This window comes from Acidobacteriota bacterium (genome assembly GCA_003225175.1).
Taxonomy (GTDB): domain Bacteria; phylum Acidobacteriota; class Terriglobia; order Terriglobales; family Acidobacteriaceae; genus Gp1-AA112.
The window spans coordinates 1-6,951 of the sequence record QIBA01000140.1; the positions used below are offsets into that span (position 1 = coordinate 1).

Consider the following 6,951-nt stretch of genomic DNA (forward strand, 5'->3'; position numbering starts at 1 on the left):
GCATCATCGTCTCGACGTCTCGCGTTGCTTTCAACGATCCCTAAAACGAGCATCTGCTTTTTTTTCCTGCTTCTTGAATATGTTGTTTTTATTAAAAATTAATTACTGTTTAAAACTGTTTAAAATACCAATAAATTTTGTTTTATTATTATTTTAATTAAATATTAATTTCTCATTTTTTTCATATTTATTAAATAAAAATTTATTAATTTTAAATCTACTATCTAGCTAAATCTCTCTCTCTCTCTCACATGATATATTGTAATTAATGTGTAATGTGTATATATAAGTAACTATCTATCCCTTTTAACGAAAAATGGTAACGTGAATTTTTGCCGAAACGAGGAATTTTGCCGAAGCTATGACCTCCCTTTTTAAAGGAAAATGGTAACCGTGAATTTTTGCTGAAGCGAGGAATTTCGCCGAAGCTATGACCTCCCTTTTTTACGGAAAATGTGTAACCGTGAATTTTTGCCGAAGCGGGGAATTTCGCCGAAGCTATGACCCCGAGATTCAAAAGACCTCTACCCATTATTTGCACCGTCTCCTGGGTCGGGAGCATTCATCTCACACAAAAGTGTAAGGTATTCATGACAGGTCGCACAATCTCTAGCGATAACGAGTGTTTGACCAGTTACATAACCTCAAGTACATCGAACGAAATCTACCGCTATAGATTACGAACGTACTAAGCCATGGACAAGCGTCTTAAGACACAAGCAACAGGATTACAAGAGGTAGGAAAATGCTCGAACTTTAGCCAGGTAGGTAGACGAGCTTAACCTTCGGAGACTTTTTAGCCGGGAAAAGGATCCATCGAAAGAAAATCGAGATCGTGCTCCTTGTAGTCTTGAATGAAGGAGGTCTTGAATATTCGTAATCTTCACAAAACAAAACAAAACAAAAAAGGACAAAAAAGGAGTATTCTTCTTAGTAAAGAACAAAATAATAAAATACTTATTATAAAGACAAAAAAAAACACGACATTCGCCCGGGTGCGATATTCACCCTTTATACATTATAGGGCAACTACAAATCTAAATTTTATCGTTAAACGACGTTCGCCCGGGTGCGGTATTCACCCTTTATACATTATAGGGCAACTACAAATTTAGATTTTATCGCATTTTCTAAAAATAAAAATAGTAAGCGATTTGGGTATGGGGGAAGTCTTCGAGCTTAGTTTAGACCCGACCCTATTCCGAGGATGACGATTCCCCGTGTATATGAAGTTTAAGAAACTTCGAGAAATTTGTACAAAATTATAAAAAAAATAATACTTAGCTTTTATGTTTACGTTATGTCTTTAAATTCGTAAAACTATCAGATCGTGCTTTCGTGCGAGTCGTGAACTACGAAATAGAATTAATTAATATCTAGAAATTTGTATAAAATTATAAAAACAACGATAAAATAAAATAAAAAAAAGAATACTTAGCTTTTATGTTTACGTTATGTCGTTAAATTCGTAAAAAACTATCTAAATACATGATTTTTTCTATACATGAAAAATTTTCTATATACAAAGGAAAGAGAGAGAGAGAGATAAAAAAATTACACGTATCAACAAAACCGAAATTAAATATAAAAGCATGATGTAATATGATGATGTAATATGATGTGATATGATAACGATAAACGATAAGTCACGTGCATAATTATTTATTATCGTTATCGTGATCAATTTACCATTTTTTTCACTAAAACAGAAACTTTATTTGTTACTAATAAATTGACTTACAGATGCTATTGTCGCTTTGAAAGAACGTAAAGGAAGCAGGTAAGGAATATTTTTTTAAGTTTGTTAATACGCTTAAAAGGCCTTATTGATGATGAGTCCTCTCAAAATGTTCTTTCAAACATTTCCTTTAAAATTTTCCAAATTTTAGCGATCAACAAACCCGACCCGTTACTTTATCGTTATATGTAAACGTCATTCTTTTATAATTTTTCTTTAACAATTGCAATATTTAGTATTTTATGAAAAATAAAAAGAAATTTTATTACGTGGGTCTTACGTAATCAACGATTTAAAAATCATTTTCTTTGTCACGCGCTAAATCGATCGCGTGACAAGGACGACATTAGGATTGATTAGAAATTATTTTATCTTCTCATTTAAGGCACAAGTGACATCTCCAGGATTCTTGACATTCACCTTTCAACGTTTTTTTCTCATTCAATTTTTCCTGGATCGATTAGAAATGAGAATTATAAAAGTATTTAAAAAATCAGTTTCAAGGACAATTCATTCATCTTATCAAAGAAACAACAGAAAAAAAAGTTTTGGAGAGAGAAACAAATGTTACGTAATACAATCAAAAATTATCGTAAAATTTTACGTAACAAGGTCTAAATTCTCATTGGCTAGTTGTATATCGCGCAGTAAAAGTTTATCGTTATATTTAATATATCATCTTAAATATGTAACACAACAAAATTTATCACATTAAAATTTAATTGATGCGTGTTACATAATCAGAGTTGTATTTATATAAATGTCGTTTAATTGACATGATTGCTAATTCTCTCTCTCTCTCTCTCTTTCTTTCTCTCTTTTTTTTGCTTATTTTTTTTTTAATAGATAGTTTTTTACGAATTTAACGACATAATGTAAACATAAAAGCTAAGTATTATTTTTTTTTTAATTTTATACAAATTTCTCGAAGTTTCTTAAACTTCATATACATGGGGAATCGTCATCCTCGGAATAGGGTCAGGTCTAAACTAAGCTCGAAGGCTTCTCCCATACCCAAATCGCTTATTATTTTTATTTTTATTAAATTAATTAAGTTATTATTATCGTTATTGTTACTATTAAGATATTAATTAATTCTATTTCGTAGTTCACGACCTCGCACGCATGATCTCGCAATCTTGCGATGGATCTAAAGAATGAGGACTCCAGCACCATCGAAGAGCCAATTTACTTATACATACACTTGCAGTGGGAGACTCCGGCTAGGTTAAGCTCATCTACCTACCTGGCTAAAGTTCGAGCATTTTCCTGCCTTTTGTAATCCGGTTGCTTGTGTCTTAAAGTCGCTTGTACGTTCGTAATCTATAGCGGTAGATTTTGTTCGATGTACTTGAGGTTATGTAATCAGTCAAACGGCACATTGTTTGATTAAAAATTTCTTTGATCATATGAAACTCTCCGATTATTTGTAATACCAAAATCAGCTGACAAAAATCTATTTTTCGCTATTATTTTCGCAGTGGAGATTTTCGAAAATCCTAAAATAATGATCGTCGTAGGTCATCCAAATCAGGTTATACAGAAATTAGTTTTAATGCCTTAACGAACAACCTCAACCTTTAATTTCTTACACCTTTTATTGCAAATAGGACACTTGGTCGAATAATATATAAGTAAATTATCTACGCATTTGCTTTAATTTCGTAATAATAAAATACCAGTATTGATATAAATATTCTTTTTAAGCTATTAAAAATCGAAAAATAACCTGATGAATCAGAGTTCACATCGCTTATTATGAATGAGGTGAGAACGCCAAAATATTTACTACGTAGAAAATTCATAGTTTTATTTGTTATTAATCATTTTTAGTTTTTTTTTTTGGTGAATTGAAAGTTCTAAACTCAACGTCAGTTCGTTTGAGATTTCTGACGTTAATTGATTGATATTTTTTCCACATACCCTCTAATATACATCAATATTTGAATAATACCTTAACAAAATTTATCAATTTAAAACTTGGATCGTTAGAAAAAAAGGAATCTGAATTAAATCCAACGGAATCTTTCTAACTACAGGATGAAATTGATAATCCATCGCATATACTCGTATATACTCAGCATGCAAGTGAAATAATAATACCAAATCGCCATAAGTTCTGCTATTCCTATCCAACGAGTCTTTACCTAATTTAGCTAACTTAGCGTTATCATCAACAATATGTTGATCAGGATTAGGATGCCTCTATCTCTTGCGGACAAGCTTTGTGCTTGAGTCCATCTCTTAAAATAACTTGGCGCAATAAATTTTAAAATAGGAGCAAGAATGTCATGAGTAAATGTTGATTCATTGATTAAAATTGATCTTTTCTGGTAATAGCTATTTACCCATATGTATGAAAAATCTCTGATTAATGATTTAATTGACCGTTTTAAATCTGAGTCAGTATGATCCTTCTTGGCTTTATCAATCCATCTTTTTACGCGCTGTTCATCATAAGGGAAAACTTTGTCATTTAAATCGATTTTCAAAAATTCCTTCCAATCATCCTCATTAACATTTCTATCAATTATTGGATGATGTAGCCTGATGTGATCAGAATCAATTATTCCAGATAAAATAGGATCATCTCCAACTAAATTAAGAGAAGAAACATTCTTTGCGATTGTTGATATCACTTTGATTTGGTGATTAGATAGCTAATAAAAACCAATTATAAAATTATTTAGTAAAATTAAATTATTTTGAATGCATGCAAATAAAAATAACACCAACCTTCGAAAAATTGTGTATTGTTTTATTAACGTTCACATCAGCTAAATAATCCATATCTATCCATCTGTATGTTCGAATTTTTTCCATAAGAACATAAGATAAAGCATGATTTAATCTATAATCTTCGTTAGACTTGTCCAATAATTCAAAATATAAATTTGCCGAATCCTTGTCGCTCTGCAATAAAGTAATTGTTTAATACGAAAACTCTTAAAAATTTAAAATAAATTTGTTTACATTAAAATCAGTAATTTAATCTCAAGAAATTACAAAGAATCTCTCATACAAGATAATGCGTAACCTCTAAAGATATGATCTCTCGGGCAAGATTAAGCAAAATCTCTTGAGATTAATAAGAATTACTTAAGAAGATCTCTAATCATAAAAATAATAATCTCTCAAACAAGATAATGCGAAACCTCTAAAGAACAATATGCTCTCTCAAGCAAAATAACGCATGATCTCTAGAGATTAATAAAAAATCCCACAAGCTCTAATCTCTCAAACAAGATAATGCGAAACCTCTAAAGAACAATATGCTCTCTCGAGCAAGATAACACATGATCTCTAGAGATTAATAAAAAATCCCACAAGCTCTAATCTCTCAAACAAGATAATGCGAAACCTCTAAAGAACAATATGCTCTCTCGAGCAAGATAACACATGATCTCCAGAGATTAATAAAAAATCCCACAAGTAAAATCGTTATAAAATTTTTAAATAACATCCTTTTTATCTTTTTATGAATGTGATATGAAAATTAAAAAATTACTTTACCTGCTCTAATTTAGGTGCATTTTTTTTTGAATATTTAGAATACAGATTATTGAATGAACAAAGAATCTGCTTTTTTTGGACAGAATACAGCTTTTGGAATTTTCCATTATAAAGATTCCAGACAACATATTCTTCAAAAGAAAAATTAAATTCATTTCTATTAGTTTTGTAATTAAAATAACCTTCGTAATTATTCATATTTATTACATTCGTGAGTTTGTCCGCAATATGGCCGTTATATAGTACAAGAAGTACGACAGTACAAGGATGTTGGCCTTCTCAGTCAGGCTTTTTAACACGATTTTGGTTCACGTGACTTTATACAATAAATAGATTGAAATCCATTGATTGGCTAACCTCTAATTGACCGCATATAATGATCTAATATAGGCCAAAATCTAATTCATGCCCGCATTATAGATAATTTTAACAAGCTAAATAATTTTTTGCTTAACCTAAAATATCGTTATATGCTCTTATGCATTACTATAAAGGGATAAAAGGATAGTATCGTTCTCACTAGGGATGTTAAAAAGTTCCATCTTAGCAGGTTCGAACTGGTTCTTAAAGTTCAGTTCAGTTCTTATTAGAACCTGCAGTTCTATTAAACTAGGAACTGCGGTCCTATTGAAATTAAGAACTGCAGTTCTGAACTGGTCTTAAGAACTGCGGTTCCGAACTGGTTCTATAGAGAATTGTTTTTATTTGAATCAAATCACAAATCAGTATTATTATGATTTGATACTAATGTCTAATGGTTATGTTCCAATTTGAGTCGGGAACCAGTTCTATAGGACTGAGTTCTAGAACTGAGTTCAGAACCGGTTCTGAAGAACCAGTCTCAGTTCTAGAACTCAGTCCTATAGAACTGGAGTTCTGGAAGTCCTAGGACCGAACTGAACTGAACTTTTTTAACATCCCTATACCAGACGGTTCTCGATCCACCATATTTGTTTTTTAAATTTACTTTAAATAAACAGCATCTCACGCAGATTTAGAAATTTACTATGTACGAATTACGATTTTAACACGTTTTTAGTTAAATTCGTTTTACTTTTGTTTATTGTTTAATCATTTTAAAATTAGTAATAAATAATTTAACCTATTTTAATTATTTATAATCAATTGCAGTTATACAGTATACTGTCACATATTTTTAAAGAATTTATTATCAAACAAACTTAAATCCAAAATCGGAAGCTCATGAATGGATAAACTTTTATTTAAAGACTCAAATTTTTTTTAAAAAAATTATTGTCAAATATGTCAAAAATACAAAATTTTGAGAACGAAATTAATATAAATATTTTTAAAATGTCAATTCTCCTTAAATTTGGCGTTAACATGCAGAAAATGGACTATTATCAGATCCCATCCTCTAACGCAATGCGATCGAATCCCATCCTTTAACCTTATCGTTGTTATATAGATTTTAAAACAATATTAAATTTTAAATAGATTTAACATAATTAGCGAGTAAATAAAGTTTTTTGGTAACCCTAGAAGCGCAGCACACATTTTTCTCGACCATATTTCCTTATAAGAAACTGAACTTTGAAAAGTAAATATTTGATTGGTTAACACGTAGATATGTGTAGATATGTTATCAATGCATTTTAATGAACAACTGACTATGCGGTTACGTAAATCGTAACCAAGTCATATCTATTTATCTCGTGACAAAGTGGTTTTGTGACGAT

The 6,951-nt window shown here is 30.5% G+C and carries 1 protein-coding gene; it reads right to left on the reverse strand.

Translation table 11 applies throughout. From position 1 onward, the window contains the following. Positions 1 to 3,894: 3,894 nt before the first annotated feature. Positions 3,895 to 4,230: a hypothetical protein gene (locus DMG62_23730; GenBank protein ID PYY20343.1), complete on the reverse strand. Its 336-nt coding sequence runs from the start codon at positions 4,228 to 4,230 to the stop codon at positions 3,895 to 3,897. Positions 4,231 to 6,951: the final 2,721 nt, after the last annotated feature.